At 68.4% G+C, this 18,150-nt stretch carries 21 protein-coding genes; 8 read left to right on the top strand and 13 right to left on the bottom strand.

The window, feature by feature from the left end:
* Positions 1-211: 211 nt before the first annotated feature.
* From H5T77_RS10100 to H5T77_RS10080, 5 genes are all read right to left on the bottom strand, one after another.
* A complete protein-coding gene (locus tag H5T77_RS10100; protein WP_292648448.1) occupies positions 212-796 on the bottom strand; it encodes a DUF1349 domain-containing protein in 585 nt (194 codons plus the stop codon).
* A 3-nt stretch (positions 797-799) separates the two neighbouring features.
* The gene (locus H5T77_RS10095) at positions 800-1,129 is read right to left on the bottom strand and encodes a nuclear transport factor 2-like protein (RefSeq protein ID WP_292648445.1); all 330 of its coding nucleotides are present in this window, start codon (positions 1,127-1,129) and stop codon (positions 800-802) included.
* 86 nt (positions 1,130-1,215) lie between these two features.
* A complete protein-coding gene (locus H5T77_RS10090; protein WP_292648442.1) occupies positions 1,216-1,614 on the bottom strand; it encodes a low affinity iron permease family protein in 399 nt (132 codons plus the stop codon).
* An 18-nt stretch (positions 1,615-1,632) separates the two neighbouring features.
* Positions 1,633-1,962, bottom strand: coding sequence for a branched-chain amino acid transporter permease (locus H5T77_RS10085; RefSeq protein ID WP_292648439.1), 330 nt, complete (start codon positions 1,960-1,962; stop codon positions 1,633-1,635).
* On the bottom strand, positions 1,955-2,683 hold the full coding sequence (locus H5T77_RS10080; RefSeq protein ID WP_292648436.1) for an AzlC family ABC transporter permease: 729 nt from the start codon (positions 2,681-2,683) through the stop codon (positions 1,955-1,957). Before H5T77_RS10080 ends, H5T77_RS10085 begins: the two co-directional genes overlap by 8 nt.
* Before the next feature lie 64 nt (positions 2,684-2,747).
* Between H5T77_RS10080 and H5T77_RS10075 the strand changes: the two genes are divergently transcribed.
* Positions 2,748-3,200 (top strand): Lrp/AsnC family transcriptional regulator, encoded by a 453-nt coding sequence (locus H5T77_RS10075; RefSeq protein WP_292648433.1) that lies wholly within the window; start codon positions 2,748-2,750, stop codon positions 3,198-3,200.
* A 21-nt stretch (positions 3,201-3,221) separates the two neighbouring features.
* On the opposite strand, the gene H5T77_RS10070 is transcribed toward H5T77_RS10075, so the two are convergent.
* Together H5T77_RS10070 and H5T77_RS10065 are read right to left on the bottom strand one after the other, a co-directional pair.
* Positions 3,222-4,187: a formylglycine-generating enzyme family protein gene (locus H5T77_RS10070; RefSeq protein ID WP_292648451.1), complete on the bottom strand. Its 966-nt coding sequence runs from the start codon at positions 4,185-4,187 to the stop codon at positions 3,222-3,224.
* 26 nt (positions 4,188-4,213) lie between these two features.
* Entirely contained in the window at positions 4,214-5,035 is an 822-nt protein-coding gene (locus H5T77_RS10065; protein WP_292648431.1) for a helix-turn-helix domain-containing protein, read from the bottom strand.
* Between the two features lie 116 nt (positions 5,036-5,151).
* Here H5T77_RS10065 and H5T77_RS10060 point away from each other — a divergent pair, with 116 nt between their 5' ends.
* Positions 5,152-5,502 carry a nuclear transport factor 2 family protein gene (locus H5T77_RS10060; protein WP_292648428.1) on the top strand — a complete coding sequence of 117 codons (351 nt, stop codon included), beginning with the start codon at positions 5,152-5,154 and terminating at the stop codon, positions 5,500-5,502.
* Between the two features lie 140 nt (positions 5,503-5,642).
* Here H5T77_RS10060 and H5T77_RS10055 read toward each other — a convergent pair whose 3' ends face one another.
* Positions 5,643-6,236, bottom strand: coding sequence for a hypothetical protein (locus H5T77_RS10055; RefSeq protein WP_292648425.1), 594 nt, complete (start codon positions 6,234-6,236; stop codon positions 5,643-5,645).
* Between the two features lie 175 nt (positions 6,237-6,411).
* Here H5T77_RS10055 and H5T77_RS10050 point away from each other — a divergent pair, with 175 nt between their 5' ends.
* Positions 6,412-7,635: a N(5)-(carboxyethyl)ornithine synthase gene (locus H5T77_RS10050; protein ID WP_292648423.1), complete on the top strand. Its 1,224-nt coding sequence runs from the start codon at positions 6,412-6,414 to the stop codon at positions 7,633-7,635.
* On the opposite strand, the gene H5T77_RS10045 is transcribed toward H5T77_RS10050, so the two are convergent.
* On the bottom strand, positions 7,618-9,354 hold the full coding sequence (locus H5T77_RS10045; RefSeq protein ID WP_292648420.1) for a protein kinase domain-containing protein: 1,737 nt from the start codon (positions 9,352-9,354) through the stop codon (positions 7,618-7,620). The two genes, H5T77_RS10050 and H5T77_RS10045, sit on opposite strands and share 18 nt — an antisense overlap.
* 103 nt (positions 9,355-9,457) lie before the next feature.
* Here H5T77_RS10045 and H5T77_RS10040 point away from each other — a divergent pair, with 103 nt between their 5' ends.
* Positions 9,458-10,066 (top strand): DNA alkylation repair protein, encoded by a 609-nt coding sequence (locus H5T77_RS10040; RefSeq protein WP_292648417.1) that lies wholly within the window; start codon positions 9,458-9,460, stop codon positions 10,064-10,066.
* 547 nt (positions 10,067-10,613) lie between these two features.
* On the opposite strand, the gene H5T77_RS10035 is transcribed toward H5T77_RS10040, so the two are convergent.
* The 3 genes from H5T77_RS10035 to ychF all read right to left on the bottom strand — a co-directional run bounded on the left by H5T77_RS10035 (position 10,614) and on the right by ychF (position 12,769).
* Entirely contained in the window at positions 10,614-11,168 is a 555-nt protein-coding gene (locus tag H5T77_RS10035; RefSeq protein WP_292648415.1) for a hypothetical protein, read from the bottom strand.
* Between the two features lie 143 nt (positions 11,169-11,311).
* Positions 11,312-11,614: a hypothetical protein gene (locus H5T77_RS10030; RefSeq protein ID WP_292648413.1), complete on the bottom strand. Its 303-nt coding sequence runs from the start codon at positions 11,612-11,614 to the stop codon at positions 11,312-11,314.
* 81 nt (positions 11,615-11,695) lie between these two features.
* Positions 11,696-12,769: a redox-regulated ATPase YchF gene (ychF, locus tag H5T77_RS10025; RefSeq protein ID WP_292648411.1), complete on the bottom strand. Its 1,074-nt coding sequence runs from the start codon at positions 12,767-12,769 to the stop codon at positions 11,696-11,698.
* Positions 12,770-12,937: 168 nt separating this feature from the next.
* Between ychF and H5T77_RS10020 the strand changes: the two genes are divergently transcribed.
* The 4 genes from H5T77_RS10020 to H5T77_RS10005 are packed head-to-tail and all read left to right on the top strand — an operon-like array spanning position 12,938 to position 16,886.
* On the top strand, positions 12,938-14,266 hold the full coding sequence (locus tag H5T77_RS10020; protein WP_292648408.1) for a GH1 family beta-glucosidase: 1,329 nt from the start codon (positions 12,938-12,940) through the stop codon (positions 14,264-14,266).
* A 29-nt stretch (positions 14,267-14,295) separates the two neighbouring features.
* Positions 14,296-14,814, top strand: coding sequence for a PH domain-containing protein (locus H5T77_RS10015; RefSeq protein WP_292648405.1), 519 nt, complete (start codon positions 14,296-14,298; stop codon positions 14,812-14,814).
* Positions 14,811-16,439, top strand: a complete 1,629-nt coding sequence (locus tag H5T77_RS10010) for a PH domain-containing protein (RefSeq protein WP_292648403.1) — start codon at positions 14,811-14,813, stop codon at positions 16,437-16,439. Before H5T77_RS10015 ends, H5T77_RS10010 begins: the two co-directional genes overlap by 4 nt.
* A gap of 39 nt (positions 16,440-16,478) precedes the next feature.
* Entirely contained in the window at positions 16,479-16,886 is a 408-nt protein-coding gene (locus H5T77_RS10005) for a VOC family protein (RefSeq protein WP_292648401.1), read from the top strand.
* An 18-nt stretch (positions 16,887-16,904) separates the two neighbouring features.
* Here H5T77_RS10005 and H5T77_RS10000 read toward each other — a convergent pair whose 3' ends face one another.
* Complete coding sequence (locus H5T77_RS10000; RefSeq protein ID WP_292648398.1) at positions 16,905-17,984, bottom strand: WD40/YVTN/BNR-like repeat-containing protein; 1,080 nt, start codon at positions 17,982-17,984, stop codon at positions 16,905-16,907.
* Between the last annotated feature and the right edge of the window lie 166 nt (positions 17,985-18,150).

Genomic DNA, 18,150 nt, shown 5'->3' with positions numbered 1-18,150 from the left:
ACTCCCCACGGTGCTCCATCACCAAGCGCACCGCCCGAGCCCTCAGCTCGGGATCGATCTTCTTCGGCATGAACTGCATCCTTCCAACTCAGAAAGATGCGGCATCAAACCTGGGGCGCTTCACCGTATTGGCCCCACCCGTGCTGGAACCAGACACGAGACCAACGGACACACATCCAGCCGCCCCATACGCAGGCGGCCAGCGAGCCGATCAGTGCAGCGCAGCGTCAGCCGAAGCAGTACGCCAACCATGAAAAGCGACCGTGAGCCCCGCCCGCGTGGGAGCACAGGTGAACGGCCCAGCCGACGCGACGAGATCCGGCGCAAACGGGACCAGGCGAACAAGCTGGAGATCGCCGCCGTCGACCGCGGCCCGGATGGTGAGCGCGTCACCGGACCGGCTGACTCGCATGAGAACCCTGCGGTCGTGCCAGTCCGGCACCGGCGCCAGTGACCAGTCCGATCTACCGTCGGTGACGACGGCGCCGACCTGCGGGCGACCATCGGCAAACTCGACGCCTGCCTTGACCCAGTGCGTCTCGCTGACACGTACGAAGATCCCGGCCTGGTCGAACTGCTGCGAGAAAGCAGCCGTGAACTCGACCTCGACAGCAGTGTCCTGGTCGAAGGGAGCCAGCAGGGCGTGCTCGCTGTCGTGGACGAACCCATAGGAGGTCGTACGCCACGCATCGCTCCCTTCGCCGGCGGTGACGAGGAGGTCGGAACCGCGCTCGACAGCGGCGACGGGCGGATGGGTCCAGCGCCCACTCCCCCAGCCGATCGACGTCCTCTCCAAACGTCAGCCCTCGCGGATGGTCATTCTGGAGATCCGGTCGCCGTCGACGTCGAAGACGAACTTCGAGCGTCCGTTGGCATGGGTCGAGCGCCAGTCACCGACGACGGTGACCGCGGCGCCCGCGGTCTGGACCTCCTCGACGGCGAGGGTGCCGTTCGCGCCGATGAACTCGTTGTCGCTCCACCCCTTGATCTGCTCCCGTCCGGTGAAGACCCGGCCCCAGTCGTCGACGGCGCCACCCTCGGTGAAGGCGTCGAGGAAAGCGGTCTCGTCGTGCCGGTTGACGGCCTCGATGAAGGCCGCGACCGGCTCCGGGGTCGTCTGGTCTGTCATGTGTTCGCTCCTTCTCAGCGGATGGCGTAACCACCGTAAGCCCGCCGTGGCGATGATCCGGCTCACGACGAGGCGGTCGCCACGACTCAGTGTCGCTCTTCCAGCCCCACAGCCTGACGCAACGTACGCACCGATTCGGCGAGGTCCTCGTCATCACGAGCCCGGGAATCCATGAGGTCGGAGAGGGCCGCGGCGATGACGTTGAGCTTCTCGTGGGCCGCCTGCTCCGAGCGCCGCCCGGCGTTCTGGAGCAGCACCAGCAGCAGCAACGACAGGACCGAGGACCCGGTGTGCACGGCCAGCTCCCACTTGGTGCTCGAGGACCAGAGGGGAAAGCTCACCGCCCACAGCAGCAGAGCGCCCACGATCACATAGAAGAAGGGAGCATGGCTGACCACAGAGGTGACGACCTCGACGAAACGCTCGAAAGCGTTCCGCCCGTCGCCTCGCTGGCGTGACTTCCTGGCGCTGTTCTCTGTGGTCATGCGGTCAACCTAGCCCGCTCAAGCAGCGATGACCGAGGTGACCAGGACGTACGCGGCCGTGCCGGCGAAGATGCTCAGCGTCATGCTGCCGCGCCACAGGTGCAGGCCGATGGTGATCGCGAGAGCCAACACGGCCGGACCGGCCGATGCCGCCACGACAGGGTCGGTGTCGCGGAGGGTGTAGACGGCGAGGATGACCATCATCCCGACGGGCATCCGCTCGCCGATGTGGGCCATCAGCGCACTGTGCCGAATCGGCGCCAGCATCGCGAACGGGGCGGCCCGCAGCGCCCAGGTCATGGCCGCGGAGACGGCGATGCCGGACAGGACGTACCAGGGATCAGACACTGCGGCTCCTCCAGGCGGCGAAGACGTACGAGCCGACGAGCGCCGCGGCGAACATGCCCATCGCGATCAGCAGCATGTTCTCTCCCGAGACCAGCGCGGCGAGGATCGCGCAGCCGACCGCGAGAGCCGGGATCGGCAGCGACCTGCGGACCTTGTACGCCTCGAGCCCGAGCACGACGAAGAGCGCGGTGACGGCGAACTCGAGGCCGACGACCTCCGGTGGGATCAGGGAGCCGACCCCAGCACCGACGGCCACACAGACCACCCAGGCGAGGTGGAAGAACGCCTGGATGCTGACGATCCGCGCCCGCGACCACTCCGCCGACTCTGGTTTCACCGTGAGCGCATAGGCCTCGTCGGTGAGCGCAAAGGTGCTGTACGCCTTCCACCCGGCGCCGTGCACCCGGTGCAACGGGAACGAGATCGCATAGAAGACGTGGCGGAAGTTCACCAGCAGGGTGCTGACGGCGATCTGCGCCAAGGGCGCCGCGGCAGCCAGCAGACCGACCAGCAGGAACTCCATGGTGCCTGCGAACACGATCGCGCCGAGCACCGGCGCCCACCACCACGCGAGGCCGGAGTGGACCACCAGCACGCCGAGCGCGAGGCCCAGCGGGATCACCGCGACGCAGGCGGGCAGCACGGCCCGCCACCCTGCGGCGATCTCCTCGCGAACCCCTGTCGACGCGTCGCTCGCCGTGTCCATCTCCATCACTTGCATGCGAGCAAGCGTAGGAGAGTTCAGGCGCTCTCGGGTTGCCCATCGTCGATGCTAAAGTGCCACTATGCGCAATGATCATTCGCTCGATGACCTGGATCGCGCAATTATTGCCGAACTGGAAGATGACGCCCGACTGAGCAACACCGAGCTGGCCCGTCGGGTCGGACTCACCCCGGCGCCCTGCCTGCGCCGCGTGCAGCGCCTGGAGCGCGACGGCGTGATCAGGGGCTACCACGCCAGCATCGACCCGAAGAGCGGCGGACGTGGGTTCGAGGTCATCGTCGCGATCGACATCGCGGTCAACGACGGCAAGACCATCGAGGACTTCGAGACCGCGGCCGTCGCCGTTCCCGAGGTCACCGAGATGCGCCGAATGCTCGGTCAGCCCGACTACTACCTGCGCGTCCAGGTCGCCGACCCCGAGGCGTACGAGACGCTCCTCCTCGGGACGATCTCGCGACTGCCCGCGGTGAGCCGACTGCTCTCCCACCAGACGATGCGGCTGGTCAAGGGGTAGAGCCGCGGGCGGGAAGCAAGATCAGACCGACCGTACGCAGCGGAAGCCGATGTGCGTGGTCGCCGTGTCGTCGGCCTGCGGTGAGCGGGCTGCCGGGCGATAGCGCAGGCAGTACTCCGGGGCGCACAGGTGCGAGCCGCCCTTGAGAACCCGACGCGGGATCGTCGACCCGTTCTCGGCGCTCGCAGCCGCCTGAGTCTCCTCCCGCGAGGACGGCCCACACCGGCATTCGTCACCACATCCGCCCTGGTCCGCGAGCAGGTTCCCCGGATCGCGCCGGCGCTCGGGGTCGTGCCGTTCGGTGTAGAAATCGGTCGTCCATTCCCAGACGTTGCCGATGCAGTCCAACAGGCCGTAGCCGTTCGCCGGGAAGGTCCCCACCGGCGAGGTGCCGACCCATCGCGAGGCGCCGGTGTTGCGCCATGGGAAGGAGCCCTGCCAGGTGTTCGCCATCAGGCGGCCGTCCGGGTGCACCTCCTCACCCCACGCGTACGTCGCGGCGTCCAGACCGCCGCGGGCGGCGTACTCGAACTCGGCCTCGGAGGGCAGTCGCTTGCCGGCCCACTCGGCGTAGGCCTGGGCGTCCTCCAGGGCGACCTGGGTGACCGGATGGTTCTCCCGGCCCTCGATCGACGATCCGGACCCGAACGGGGACTTCCAGCTCGCGCCCGCGCCCCACGCCCACCACTGCCGCCAGTCGTGCAGGTCGACCGGCCCCCGGGTGGGCACGAAGACGAGCCCACCCGGGACCAGGTCAGCCGGATCAGCGCCCGGGAAGTCGGCCGGATCCAGCGGCCGCTCGGCCACGGTGACATAGCCGGTGTCGGCGACGAACGCGGCGTACTGGGCGTTGGTCACCGGATGCAGATCGATCTCGAACGCCGCGACGGTGCGCTCGTGAACCGGCCCTTCGTCCGGGTAGAACGCCTCCGACCCCATCGTGAACGTGCCTCCGTCGAGACGGATCATCCGGGTCGGTTCCGACATCTCGGCCACGGGATCCGACTCTACGCTCAGTCGCGAGTCAAGGCCGCGAGGGCCTCGGTCTCGAGGTCGAGCGCCTGCCGCGTACGGTCGTCGGCGGGAACGAAGGTCTCCAGATGAAGCCCGTTGAGCGTGACATCGGCGGCGCTCTCGATCTGGCTGGCGACGCTGAAGAAGCGCAGCACATGGCCACCTGTCTCGATCTCCAGCGGGACGACGGGGTCGGCGAGCGGTCGCGCGGACGGCTCTCCATCAGAGGAGTACGCGGTGACCTCGTCTCGGAGAGCGACCAGGGCAGGCTCACCGCCGGTGTGCGTGATGCGCCGACCGAGCTGGTGGAGCAGGTGCGCTCGCCAGACCGGCAGGTTGCGGATGGCCCCGGCGAGGCCTCGCGGATGCAGGCAGAGCCGGATCACGTTCAACGGCGGCTCGAGCAGCGCGGGGTCGCAGCCGGCGAGCAGCACGTCCACGGGCTCGTTGGCATCGACGATGTCCCAGTGGTCGTCGAGGAGCAGGGCCGGGTACGGCGCGTGGGCGTCCAGCAGGCTGCGGAGTCCGGCCATCACCGGTGCGAGCGTGTCGTCGTCGGTGGCACGCTGCGGGTAACGAGGAGCGAAGCCGCCGACGAGCAGGAGCCGGTTCTGCTCGGCCATGGGCACCCGCATCACCTCGGCCAGCCGGACGATCATCTCCGGTGTCGGCCGCGAGCGGCCGTTCTCGACGTAGCTCAGGTGCCGGGTGCTCACCTCTGCCTGAGTGGCGAGGGCGAGCTGGCTCAAGGACCGCAGCTCGCGCCAGCGGCGGAGCTCGCTGCCGACCGACGATGGCGGTGAGGTCAGAGTCGTTGTCACGGCCCGAGGCTAGCCAACCTCGGACCGCGAGGGCCATGACCTCGGAGGTCATCGACCGATGCCCCGCCCGACGGCGAACCTTCTTCCACAAGCCCCATCGAGAGAAGGAAGACACCATGAACGACATCGTGACGCGCTACCTCGACACCTGGAACGCGACCGACGAGGCACTCACCGAGCTGCTGGCCACTCACTGGGCCGACGACTGTGTCTATGTCGATCCGCTCGCCGAGGTCCAGGGGCGGGAGGCGGTCGCCGCCACCATCCAGGCCGTACGCGCACAGTTCCCGGGCTTCGTGTTCACCCCTGTCGGAGACGTCGACACCCATCACCAGCAGGCCCGCTTCCAGTGGGGTCTCGGACCGGCCGGCGAGGAGCCGATCATCATCGGCTTCGACGTGGTCGTCCTCGACGACGACCAGCGAATCCGTGACGTACGCGGCTTCCTCGACAAGGTGCCCTCCTGACACACGACCGGACCCGGCCGACGGCTTTGGATGCCGCCGGCCGGGTCAGCTCACCCTCGGAACGCTCACACCGACTCCAACGGCTCCTCGCGAGCTCACGGAGGCGACGGCCCACGATCTGCATAGGGCTGATCGACGCCTCACACACGGGATGACCGGACGCCGATGTCCGTCTCGGGCCAGAGCGATCCCGCAGCGTGCCCCATCAGCAGCTTGGGGTAGTAGGACCAGGCGAGCCATGGCGCGACGGTCGAGCTTCCCAGCGCACGGTCGAGGACGAGACCGCCGGCGGTCAGAGCCAGTCCCAGGCTGCGTCGATGGGTCGGGGAACGTCGGATGACGGCGGTCGCCAACATCATGTAGCCGTACTGGGCCAGGGCCCAGGAGGCGACGTTGTCGCGGGCACCCACGCGATGGTCTGCCCACGCGACCGCGACAGGATGTCCGTGAAGGGCTGCGAACTTGAGGTGGTCGGCGTCGTCCTGGCCGGCACGTTCGTACCACCGGACGGACGCTCGGGTGTTGTTCACGTACGCGCCACCGATCAGGTCGAGGGCCAACGCGGCCATGGTCGTCGTCGACCCGGCGCCCGCCCCGCTGCGCTTCGCCCACATCGCTGCCCCGACCGTTCCGACGACGGCGGACCCGAGGGCGATCGTGGTGTTCGTACGAGTGGCCTCCGGTCCCACCAGGTTCGCCCAGGCGCTCTTGACGGATTCCGGCCAGATGCTCATCGTTGCCTCCACGGACAGTTCAGACGTCGTAGCGGATACCACCACGTTCCGCTACGAAGCAACCTACGTGCCACGGCGTCGCCCGGGGAGTGCCGTTGACGATCGCAGGCGCAGGACTGCGTGCGCGTACGATCGAGGTAGGAGCTGCCCAGGTTCCCCAATGACGGGAGTCCGGATGTCCGGCACCGAATCACCCCTGTCCATCGTCCCCAGCTCGTCGAGCAGCAGCCTGCTCACCCTCGGGATGCTCGCCGCCTCCTCGATGGAGAACGAGCGGCGGCTGCCGATCCACCCTCACCACCTCGATCGGATCGACCCCGACATCCGCGCGCGGATGATCGTGGAGCGCGGCTACGGCGCTGACTTCCAGCTGGAGCCCGGCTACGTCGAGTCGCGGGTCGGCAGGGTCGCGGATCGCTCCGCGGTGATCGAGGCGGCGGACGTGCTGCTGCTGCCGAAGCCGCAGGCTGCCGACGTGGAGGAGATCCCCGAGGGCCGTGTGCTGTGGGGATGGCCGCACTGCGTGCAGGACACCGGGCTGACGCAGACGGCGATCGACCGCCGGCTCACGCTCATCGCGTTCGAGGTGATGAACCACTGGAGCCACCGCGGCGACTTCAGCCTGCACGTGTTCCACAAGAACAACGAGCTGGCCGGCTACTGCTCGGTGCTCCATGCCATGAGCCTCATCGGAACCACCGGCATGTTCGGGCCTCGTCGCAGCGCGGTCGTCATCGGCTTCGGCGCGACGGCACGGGGCGCGGTGACCGCGCTCACGGCGCAGGGCATCCACGACATCCAGGTCCTCACCCAGCGCGGCATCGCGGCGGTCGGCTCCCCGATCCACGGCGCACACATCGCCCAGCTCAACACCGGCGACGGCGAGGTCCACCTCAGCGAGGTGCACACGTTGGACGGCGACGTCCTGCTCCCCGAGTTCCTGGCATCGCACGACATCGTCGTCAACTGCACGCTCCAGGACGTCGCAGCACCGTTGACCTATCTGCGTACCGAGGATCTGGCGGGGTTCGCCCCGGGCAGCCTGATCGTCGACGTCTCGTGCGACGAGAAGATGGGGTTCGAGTGGGCGAAGCCCACGACGTTCGACGACCCGATGTTCACGGTCGGCGACGGCGTCAACTACTACGCGGTCGACCACACCCCGTCGTACCTGTGGAACTCGGCCACCTGGGAGATCAGCGAGGCGCTGCTGCCGTTCCTGCGTACGGTCATGGAAGGACCGGCCGCCTGGGAGACCGACCTGACCGTCACCCGGGCGATCGAGATCCAGGACGGCGCGATCCGCAACCCGAGCATCCTGAACTTCCAGGATCGCGACCCGGCTTATCCGCACGTTCGCGCGGGATCGGTGCTCAACGGATCAGTCAGTTCCAGCTGACTTCAACGACGGCCAGTCGGTGAGGGGTCGTGGCTCATGGAGCCGCCCCTTGCCGGAGCGGTCGCCCGCGGTGTGGACCAGCAGATACTGATCGCCCGAGAAGACCCAGAAACGATGGTCGTCACCGGGATCGGGCAGGACCGCGTCGATCTTCTCCGTGAACCGATCCAGACCACCGAACGTCAGGCGCCACTGCTCGATCGGAGCCGGCCCACTCACCCGCCGCGACGACGCCGGGTCCGCACCCACCTTCACGACCATGTACTCGCTGCCGGAGAAGACCCAGAACCTGCCCCTCTCCCCCGGAACCGGCATCACCGCATCAATCTGATCCGAGAAGCCCGGGGCCTTGCCGATGCTGTCGCTCCAGTCGGTGAGGGGTCGTGGCTCGTGAAGGCGGCCCTTGCCGGAACGGTCGCCCGCGGTGTGGACCAGCAGATACTGATCGCCCGAGAAGACCCAGAAACGATGGTCGTCACCGGGGTCCGGCAGGACCGTGTCGATCTTGCTCGTGAACCGATCCAGACCACCGAACGTCAGGCGCCACTGCTCGATCGGATCCGGCCCACTCACCCGCCGCGACGACGCCGGGTCCGCACCCACCTCGACGACCATGTACTCACTGCCCGAGAACACCCAGAACCTCCCCCGGTCCCCCGGGACCGGCATCACCGCATCCACAGGCGAGCCTGCAGAGACACCGGCGGCCGTCTGCGCGGTCTGGTTCTTCGACTCAGGATCAGGATCGTCTCCAACGGCGTACGCGGTCGCGATCGCTCCGGCTAGGAGCACCACCGCGGCGGTCGCCCCCATGAGCGCCGTGCGGCGCCGGTTCGCGCGTGCGGGCTGCCCAGCCTGCGCCGGTAGCACCGGTTGCCGCAGTGTCGCCTGCAGCGTCCGGGGAGCTCCGTCGCCGATCGACCGCAGCGCCTCAGCGAGTCGGGCGCCGGACGGACGCTTCGCCGGCTCCTTGTCCAGCAGCTGCTCGATGACATCGCCGAGCGGCCCCGGGACGTGGACGGAGGGCGGCTCATAAGCGACGGCGAACGTGGTCGCCGCGAGGTCCCCGCGGGCGAAGGGGGTCTGCCCGGTCGCCAGGAAACACAGCGTGACACCGAGGGAGAACAGATCGCTGGCCGGACCGACAGGCTGATCGCGCAGGCGCTCCGGGGCCATGTACTCGGCCGAGCCGATCACGCTGCCCGTGCCCGTGAGACCGGTGTGCCCGGACAGGGCGGCGATGCCGAAGTCGGTGAGCACGCTGCTGCCGTCCGCGCGAAGAAGAACGTTGGCCGGTTTCACGTCACGATGCAGCCCACCGGCGGCGTGGACCGCCTCCAACGCGGACAGGATCTCCAGGCCGACGCGGGCCGTCTCCGCCGGCGACAGGAGACCGCTCGACCGCACCCGCTCACTCAGCGAGCCACCGGGCACCAGCTCCATGACGATCCAGAGACCACCGTCGAACTCCACCAGGTCGTAGATGTCGATGACATGCGGATGAGTCACCCGGGCGATCGCCCGCGCCTCCGACAGCACCCGCCGCATCGACATCTGCTGCTCGTGGCCGCCGCCGACGGCATGAAGCTCCTTGACGGCCACCGTCCGCTGCAGCAGCTGGTCCCAGGCACTCCACACCGTGCCCATGCCACCGCTGCCCAGCCGGTCGGCGAGCACGTACCTGTCAGCGACGACTCGCCCGCCCACACCTTCGATCACGACGCGACAATGTACAGGCCGACCTTCAGCGCGAACCGAGTGATCCTTCTCCGTGTCCGGCGACCACGTGTGCCTCTGCGCCCAGGTCCATATGCTCGTGTCCATGCCGACGCCGCTCTCGACTGCTGCCCAGGTCGCCAAGGCCCTGCACGACGCCGCCGACCCGATCGAGGAGGCGAAGATCCGCAACCGCGTCGCCACCGATGAGCCCGTGATCGGGGTGCGGATGGGCACGCTGTTCGACATCGCGAAGTCTGCTGTCGATCTACCAGGAACGGAGCTAGACGCTCTCTTCGAGCATCCGGCGTACGAGATGCGTTTGTCAGCGTTCTGCGTCCTCGACTTCCGCGCCCGACGGAACCTCACGAGCGACGAGCGCGCGGCCCTCGCACGCATCTACCTTGATCGGCATGACGCCATCAGCACGTGGGATATGGTGGATCGAGCGGCCCCACGGGTGCTCGGCTGGCCGATCCTCATCGGAGCCGTCGACGGCGCTGTGCTCGACGAGCTCGCGGGCGCTGAGGATCCGCTCCGACGCAGATCAGCGATCACGGCACCACTCTGGTTCATCAAGAAGGGAACGTCCGCAGACGTCGAACGCGGGCTCGCGATCGCCTCGACTCTCGATGGCGACGAGCACCCCCGCGTCCGATCCGCAGTCAAGATCTATCGAAAGCACGCACTCTCGCGGAACGCGTCCCAAAGCTGAAGAAAGGGGCTCCGCATCGACACGGCGAGTGATGCGTCTCCTCAGCGGGCGGCCGAGCCGCAGGATGACCAGGAGCCGCAGGAACTCCGAACCGAGCGGAACGATGGCGCGCGAAGTGAGCGAGAGCTCGGTGCCGAGGACCAGCGTCACTCCGCCCGGGTGCCGTTGCCGTATGCGCTCGACCCCGGAGGCGACTTCCTGGAGGTGCTCCACGAGCTGTCGGTCACGGCCCGACGGGAGCTGGGGCCGGACGTACACCTGCAGCCCGAGACCCGCAGCAGTGCGCGCTGCTTCCAGGAGCGCCGATGTTTCGGCGCCGATCAGTGTGACCGCAGTGCAGCTCCTCACGGATGGTCCGGAGGTCGTCTCGAAGCAGCTCTGGGCTCATCCCGTCGACGGTGTAACAGATTCCCCTGTCCACCAGCGCCATCGGCTCAGCCTACGGGGACGGACTATGACAGAGGGTCTGACCTTGTGAAATCTTCACAAGGTCAGACCCTCTGTCATAGCCATCGCGATCGTCGTTCTTTCGCCCTTGCCGCTTCTTCTACCGCGACTCGTCCGGACGGGTGATCAACGCCGGCTCCCACACCTGACCGTCGCGAGACAGTTCCTCGGTGCGCCCAGGCCGTGCCCGGAGCGCTTCGCGAAGCTGTTTCGAGCTCGACCTCGGAGGAGCGCCTGCCTGCCAGATGGCCAGCAACAGATCCGCCCGCGGCCGACCCGGCTCGGTCCACTCCGGCCCGAGTCCTGCTCGATGGAGCATGTCGATCAGGACATCGTCGCCGGCCGTACGCGCTTCGACCCAGGCCCGAGCGTACGCCTCATCGACCCGATCCAAGGTCGGCTCGCTCTCCTCGATCGCGGGACGCGAACCGACCAGGGCCTGCGCCTCCCGTCGGCTACGGAGGAAGGCGATGAGGAAGTAGACGAGAGCACCGGTCCAGCAGAAGACCAACACCATCACGATGTCGAGAACGTCCAGCCCGGTGATCCGTCCCCGGAAAACCGCACCACGGACGATCAGGATCAGCGCGACGATCGTCGGCACGTACATCAACATCAGGAACGCGATCCACATCGCCGCAACCTGACCGTCCATCACAGCTCCACTCCGTCAGCCGAGACTCCGGCAGAGCCTAGCCGGACTCCCGACGCGACCATTCCGGCCCAGCGTCGTCAAGCGTCAGGAGCGGAGAGGTGTCCCCCAGCCAGGCACTGCCGCAACAGCTCCCCGGAGACATCTCAGCGGTTGCGCCTGGAGGTCGGCTTGCGCGTCGAGTCCTGCCGCTCGATGAGGCGCAGCGCAGCGTTGCACAGCAACAGGATGACGTACATGATGGTCATCGCGATCAGCGCAACAAACGCTGCGACCGGCGGCACCATCGCATAGCCCGGATCCGGGTCGATGTGTTCCCCGACGATCCCGACGACGATCAGACCAGCGACCAGGATCCCCGCCGCGACGCCGAACCAGAACGACGTGTGTAGCGGGCGCTCGAGGTTTGCCCACGCGTACCGGTTTCGCTCCGGGGTCCTGTCAGGCACCGGATCAGGTACCGGATGATGAGTCCCCGGCGCTCGTTTCCGCTTCCGTGGACGAGACCCGGCGCGGCCCATGACCGCAGTTCAGACGTTGAAACGGAACTCGACGACGTCGCCGTCGGCCATGACGTAGTCCTTGCCCTCCATGCGCACCTTGCCGAGATCACGAGCCTTGGCGACCGAGCCGCACGCGATGAGGTCGTCGTAGGAGACGATCTCGGCCTTGATGAAGCCCTTCTGGAAGTCGGTGTGGATGACACCGGCGGCCTCGGGGGCGGTGGCGCCCTGGGGGATCTCCCACGCACGGACCTCCTTGGGCCCTGCCGTCAGGTAGGTCTGCAGGCCGAGGGTGTCGAAGCCGACACGGGCCAGGATGTCCAGGCCGGGCTCCTCGACGCCGGCGTCGGCCAGGAACTCGCGGGCCTCGTCCTCGTCGAGCTCGACGAGCTCCGACTCGAACTTCGCGTCCAGGAAGATCGCCTCGGCGGGAGCGACCAGCTCGCGCATCGAGTCCTTCAGGGCCTCGTCGGCGAGCTCGTCGGAGTCGCAGTTGAAGACGAAGATGTAGGGCTTGGCGGTCAGCAGCATCAGGTCGCGGATCAGAGCGCGGTCGATCTTGGTGGCGATGATCGGGGTGCCGGCTTCGAGGGCCTCCTTGGCCTCGACCGCGGCGGCGAGATTGGCCTTCAGATCGGGAGCCTTGCGCGACTCCTTCTCCAGCCGCGGGATCGCCTTGTCGACCGTCTCCAGGTCGGCCAGGATCAGCTCGGTCTGGATGGTCGAGATGTCGTTGGCGGGCTCGACCTTGCCGTCGACGTGGGTGACGTCGTCGTCGCGGAACACCCGGGTGACCTGGCAGATCGCGTCGGACTCGCGGATGTGGGAGAGGAACTTGTTCCCCAGACCCTCACCCTGCGACGCGCCGCGCACGATCCCGGCGATGTCGACGAACTGCACCGTGGCCGGCAGCAGCTTCTGGGACCCGTAGATCTTCGCCAGCTCCGGCAGCCGCTCGTCGGGCACCCCGACGACGCCGACGTTGGGCTCGATGGTGGCGAAGGGGTAGTTCGCCGCGAGTACGTCGTTCTTGGTCAGAGCGTTGAAGAGGGTCGACTTGCCCGCGTTGGGAAGTCCCACGATGCCGATGGTGAGTGCCACGATCGACAATCCTAGGTCCGAGCCTCCCCGAAGCCTGCTTCGGGGAACGCGAGGAGATCGAGCGAGCGCGCGGCTGAGCTTGCGTAGCCGCGACTGCGGGTCGAGATCCGTACGCCGAGCACAGCCGAAACGCGGACAGAGCCGGGTCGGACGGGCAAACTCGACGGCGTGAGCGAGCTTCCCGGCAGCACCCTCCCGACCGGCTTCCGCTTCGGCGCCAGCACCGCTTCCTACCAGATCGAAGGAGCGGCCGACGAGGACGGACGAGGTCCTTCGGTCTGGGACACCTTCTGCGCCGAACCCGGGCGGATCGTCGACGGCTCCAGCGGAGCGGTGGCGTGCGACCACTACCACCGGCTCGACGAGGACCTCGCGCTGATGGCGCGGCTCGGGCTCGATGCGTACCGCTTCTCGATCTCGTGGTCGCGGGTGCTGCCGACCGGCGCGGGCAGAATCAACCAGGCGGGCCTGGACTTCTACGACCGGCTCGTCGACGGGCTCCTCGAGCGCGGCATCGCGCCGATGGCGACCCTGTTCCACTGGGACACCCCGCAGGTTCTGCAGGACGCCCATGGCGGCTGGCTGAGCCGGAAGACGGCGCAGCGATTCGGAGAGTACGCCGCGGTCCTGGGCGAGCGGCTCGCCGACCGGGTAGCCCACTGGTGCCCGGTGAACGAACCGAACGTGGTGACCGTCTTCGGCCACGCGCTCGGCATCCACGCCCCCGGTCAGACGCTGGCCTTCGACGCACTGCCGGTCGGACACCACCTGCTGCTCGGGCACGGGCTGGCGGTCCAGGCGCTGCGCGCCGCCGGCGCGAGCAGCATCGGCACCGCGACGAACCACATGCCGGTATGGCCGGCGACCTCCTCGGAGGCGGACCAGGCCACCGCCGGGCTGCTGGACACGCTGTGGAACCACTCGTTCGCCGACCCGGTGCTGCTCGGGAGCTATCCCGAGGACCTCGCCGCGCTCTTCCCGGTCCAGGACGGAGACCTGGAGGTGATCAGCGCGCCGCTCGACTTCTACGGCCTCAACTACTACAACCCGACCGCCGCTGCCGCCGCTCCGGAGGGCGCGGCGAACCCGATCGAGCAGCCGCCGATCACCGGCTACCCGACCACCGACTTCGGCTGGCCGGTCGTCCCGGACGGACTCCACGACCTGCTGACCGCGCTGCACGAGCGCTATCCGCAGCATCCGCCGTTCGTGATCACCGAGAACGGCGCCTCCTACAACACCTCCCCCGGCGACGGCGACGCCGACCGCATCGCCTACCTTGACCTCCACCTGCGCCAGGTCGAGCGTGCCGTGGCAGACGGCATCGACGTCACCGGCTACTACTGCTGGTCGCTGATGGACAACTTCGAGTGGGCCGAGGGCTACACGCAGCGGTTCGGACTGGTCCACGTCGACTACGACACCCTCGTCCGCACGCCGCGCGAGTCCTTCGACTGGTACTCATCCGTGATCGCCGCGCACAAATTCCGCCGCTGAAGACCAGCCACCCCATAGGCTCGCCTCCTGTGAGCACCCCCGAAGCACCCCGACGACTGCGCGAACCTGCTCATCAGGTCTCCGAGCGCGCACCGGCCTACTGGCGCACGACCTCGGCCATCGGTGCCGTGTTCTGGCTGGCCTTCGCGATCGGCGCGGCGGTCACGGCGCTCCTGGTCCCCTCCGGATGGTGGACCTGGCTGATCTGGCTGGCCGTTGCGCTGATGGTCCTGGCGCCGGTCCCGGGACTGACCTTCGTGCCGTCGGTCCGGTTCCGGATCCACCGGTGGGAGGTCACCGAGATCGCCGTCCACGTACGCCACGGCTGGCTCACCGTCGTCGACGAGATCGTGCCGCTCTCCCGGGTGCAGACGGTCGACTCGACCCAGGGGCCGCTGATGCGGCACTTCGGGCTGCGTACGGTCAAGGTCTCGACCGCCTCGTCCGCAGGCATCGTCGAGATCTCGTGCCTCGATGACGCGCTCGCGCTCGAGGTCGTCGCGAAGCTGGTCGCGATCACCGCCGCGACACCTGAGGACGCGACGTGAGCACTCCGGAGACACCCCCGCAGCCCCCGCAGCCCCCGCAGCCCCCGACACCCCCGCAGCCCCCGGCCCCGGAGGACGAGTGGCAGCGTCTGGCCGGGTGGACGGCCGTGGTCAGCCCGATCTCGACGCTGCGCCAGGCCGTCATCCCGGTCGCCGTCGGTGCCTTCGGTGCCGGGCAGGCCAACCCGCTCATCGGTCTGCTGGTCGCCGTCGGCATCGCCGTGGTCGCCGCGGTCATCGGCCTGATCCCCTGGCTGACCACGACCTATCGGGTGACCCCGACCCATCTGGAGGTCCGCAAGGGCCTGCTCAACCGCACCACCCTGACCGCCCGCCTCGATCGGGTGCGCAGCGTCGACCTCAACTCGACCCTCATCCACCGTGCACTCGGCGTCACGAAGGTCAGTGTCGGCACCGGGGTCGACGAGGGCCAGATCAACCTCGACTCCCTGACCAAGGAATCGGCCGCCCGACTGCGCCGCGAGCTGTTGCACGCCACACCTTCGCCATCGGCGGCCGAGTCCGGCGCGGCCCCTGGCGAAGCCGGCGACGAGGCGACCGCCACCGGTGGCAGCCAGGTCTCGTCAGCCGTCGCCGACGACGGCGAGGTGATCGCCAAGCTCGACTGGTCCTGGATCAAGTACGCCCCGCTCAACCTCAAGAACCTCGCGATCGCGCTCGGTGGCCTGGCCGCGTTCTTCGGCGCCTTCTCCGAACTCATCCCCTGGGAGCGGACGATCGGGATCCGGATCGACGACGGTGAGCTCAACGGCCGTCCGATCGAGTCGTTCCTCAGCATGCTGTTGATCGCGATCCCGATCGCGCTGGTCGTCGCCGCGCTGGTGTGGGCGGCCGGCTCCTGCGTCGGCTACGTCGTGCGCTGGTGGGGTCTCCAGGTGGTGCGCGAGCGGGGCCGGGAAGGCACCACGCTGCGGCGCAGCTTCGGCCTGACCAGCACCCGCGCGACGACGGTGGAAGAGGCGAAGGTACGCGGCGCCACCTCGACCGTCGGCCCACTGATCGGTCTGGCCGGCGGCGCCGACCTCAACCTGCTCACGACCGGTCTGGACGACAACTTCCCCGCGGTCCTGCCGACAGCGCCGGAGTCCGTGGTGTCGACCGTCGGCAGGGACATCCTCGGTGAGGACGCGTTCTCGGCCGAGCTCACCGGCCACGGTCCGCGACCACGGCGCCGTTACTGGTTCCGGGCGCTGTTCGGCACGGTGATCGTGACGGCGCTCGCGCTGGTGCCGACGGTGCTGATCGGGATCTACGGCGACCTCTGGCTCTGGTGGCTACCGGTCGCGGCGCTGGTGATCGCGCTCGTCCTCGAGCTGCTCGGCGCCGAGCTCGCCCATCGCCACCTCGGCCACGCGCTCACCGATCGCTACCTGGTCGTCCGCTCCGGCTCCTTCACGACCGTTCGCACCACCCTGCAGACCGAGGGCATCATCGGCTGGCGGGTCAGGCAGACCTACTTCGACCGTCGCCTCGGGCTCGCCCAGGTCACCGCCATGACGGCGGCCGGCCGGGAGTACGTGGAGGTCCCGGACGTGCCGCTCGAGACAGCAGTCGCGCTCGCGACAGCGGCTACGCCGCGTACGGTCTCGGAGTTCGTCGAATAAGCCGTTTCTCATGCGCCCGGCATCGTGGATGATCCGGCCATGACGATCCAGATCCGCCATCTCACCTTCGACTGCACCGACGCTCGCACGCTCGCGGAGTTCTGGTCGGCGATCACCGGCTGGCACCTCTTCTACGACGAGGACCCAGAGGTGATCGTCGCCAAGAGCTTCCCCTCGACGGAGATGATGCTCCTCTTCATCCCGGTGCCCGAGGCGAAGTCGGCGAAGAACCGCGTCCACATCGACATCAAGCCGGAGGACACGACCCGTGACGAGCTGGTCGAGCGGGCGCTCGCCCTCGGCGCCACCGTCTTCGGCGACCACCGCAAGGAGGACGGGACCGGCTTCGTCGCGCTCCGCGACCCCGAGGGCAACGAGTTCTGCGTCGAGCGTGGCGAGCACGAGATGACCTCGCGCGGCCCGATGACGATCGGGCTCAAGATCTGAGCTCAGCAGGTCTGGCCCTCAGCTGGTGAGCACTCCGACGCGCCCACCGGCGCCGGCGGCCCAGCAGGTGCCGCCGACACAGTCGACGACGTGGAAGCGGGTCTGCTCGGCGCCGAACGGCTTCCAGGAGCGGCCGTTGTCGTGGGTGAGGTCGCTACCGTTCGGGCCGACCGCGATCGCGGTGCTGCCGCCGATCCAGGCGACCGCCTCGCGGTATCCACCCAGGTCAGATGCCGAGTTGACCCAGGTGCGACCACCGTCGGTGGAGTAGGCAGCACGGTCGACGCCGTCGTCCTCGAGGCCGAAGTCGCCACCGACCGCGATCCCCTGGCGGGGGTTGCGGAAGCCGAGCCCGAAGACTCCGGCGGCCTCGCCGGTCGCGATCGTGGAGTCGGCCGATGACCACGTACGGCCACCGTCATGGGTGGCGTGGACCTTCGCGGCCGAGCCGCCGCCACCGATCCAGGCGTCCCGCGCACCCGCGGTGACCAGGCAGGTCCCGCTGGCGGAGTAGCCGACCTCGCCCGGAGCCTCCAGGCCACGCGTGTCCGCGATCGTCCAGGTGTCGCCACCGTCGGCGGTGGTGATGATCCGCCACTCGCCGTCCACCGGGTCGCTCATCGCGATGCCGCGCTTGCCACCGGGCCAAAAGTCGAGACAGTTGTAGAACGCGGCCGGCTCCGCGGAGCGGAACGTCTCGGTCCAGGTCGCGCCAGCGTCGACAGTCTTATAGATCCGGCTCGCCTCGCCCTCGCCGATCGAGAGCACCACCGCCTCGCTCGCCGAGCGCGCCTCGACGTCACGGAAGAGCAGCTCGTCGGCTCCCGGCGGGGACACCTCGTCCCAGGTCTGGCCGCCATCCGTCGTACGGAAGACTCCCCCGCCGTCGCCGCCGAGCCACGCGGTGTCCGCGTCGACGGCGTCGAGCGCCCGGAACCCCTGCGTCGTATCGACGTTCACAGACGTCCAGTCATACGCACCTCCTGGCTGCCCAGACGGCACCGACAGCGCAGCCTGCGCCGCCGGCGCCGCCGGCGCGAAGGTGAGAGTGGTGAGAGCGAGAGTGGCCGCCGCTGCGGCTCCGACAACGATGCGCACGGGGTTCACCATGTCCCTGCCGACCCATTCTGTCCACCGAACTGACAAAATTCGTTCGCCGAAACCGCACCACCAACAGGCGAATCTGTAGTTGTGGGTGACGAATGTCGAGTTTCGTCCTCCACAACTACAGATTCGGTCGCCAGAACTACCGATTGGACGTGCC

This window comes from Nocardioides sp. (assembly GCF_014360585.1).
In the GTDB taxonomy this organism is placed as follows: Bacteria; Actinomycetota; Actinomycetes; order Propionibacteriales; family Nocardioidaceae; genus Nocardioides.
This window is presented reverse-complemented; position numbering and strand designations above follow the sequence as displayed.

Excerpts from the sequence above, each read along its gene's own strand:
- H5T77_RS10060 (WP_292648428.1), top strand. The coding sequence starts at position 5,152 with ATGAACGACATCGTGACGCGCTACCTCGACACCTGGAACGCGACCGAC.
- H5T77_RS10050 (WP_292648423.1), top strand. The coding sequence starts at position 6,412 with ATGTCCGGCACCGAATCACCCCTGTCCATCGTCCCCAGCTCGTCGAGC.
- H5T77_RS10080 (WP_292648436.1), bottom strand. The coding sequence starts at position 2,683 with ATGCAAGTGATGGAGATGGACACGGCGAGCGACGCGTCGACAGGGGTT.
- H5T77_RS10070 (WP_292648451.1), bottom strand. The coding sequence starts at position 4,187 with ATGTCGGAACCGACCCGGATGATCCGTCTCGACGGAGGCACGTTCACG.
- H5T77_RS10055 (WP_292648425.1), bottom strand. The coding sequence starts at position 6,236 with ATGAGCATCTGGCCGGAATCCGTCAAGAGCGCCTGGGCGAACCTGGTG.
- H5T77_RS10075 (WP_292648433.1), top strand. The coding sequence starts at position 2,748 with ATGCGCAATGATCATTCGCTCGATGACCTGGATCGCGCAATTATTGCC.
- H5T77_RS10040 (WP_292648417.1), top strand. The coding sequence starts at position 9,458 with ATGCCGACGCCGCTCTCGACTGCTGCCCAGGTCGCCAAGGCCCTGCAC.
- H5T77_RS10035 (WP_292648415.1), bottom strand. The coding sequence starts at position 11,168 with ATGGACGGTCAGGTTGCGGCGATGTGGATCGCGTTCCTGATGTTGATG.
- H5T77_RS10095 (WP_292648445.1), bottom strand. The coding sequence starts at position 1,129 with ATGACAGACCAGACGACCCCGGAGCCGGTCGCGGCCTTCATCGAGGCC.
- H5T77_RS10005 (WP_292648401.1), top strand. The coding sequence starts at position 16,479 with ATGACGATCCAGATCCGCCATCTCACCTTCGACTGCACCGACGCTCGC.
- H5T77_RS10090 (WP_292648442.1), bottom strand. The coding sequence starts at position 1,614 with ATGACCACAGAGAACAGCGCCAGGAAGTCACGCCAGCGAGGCGACGGG.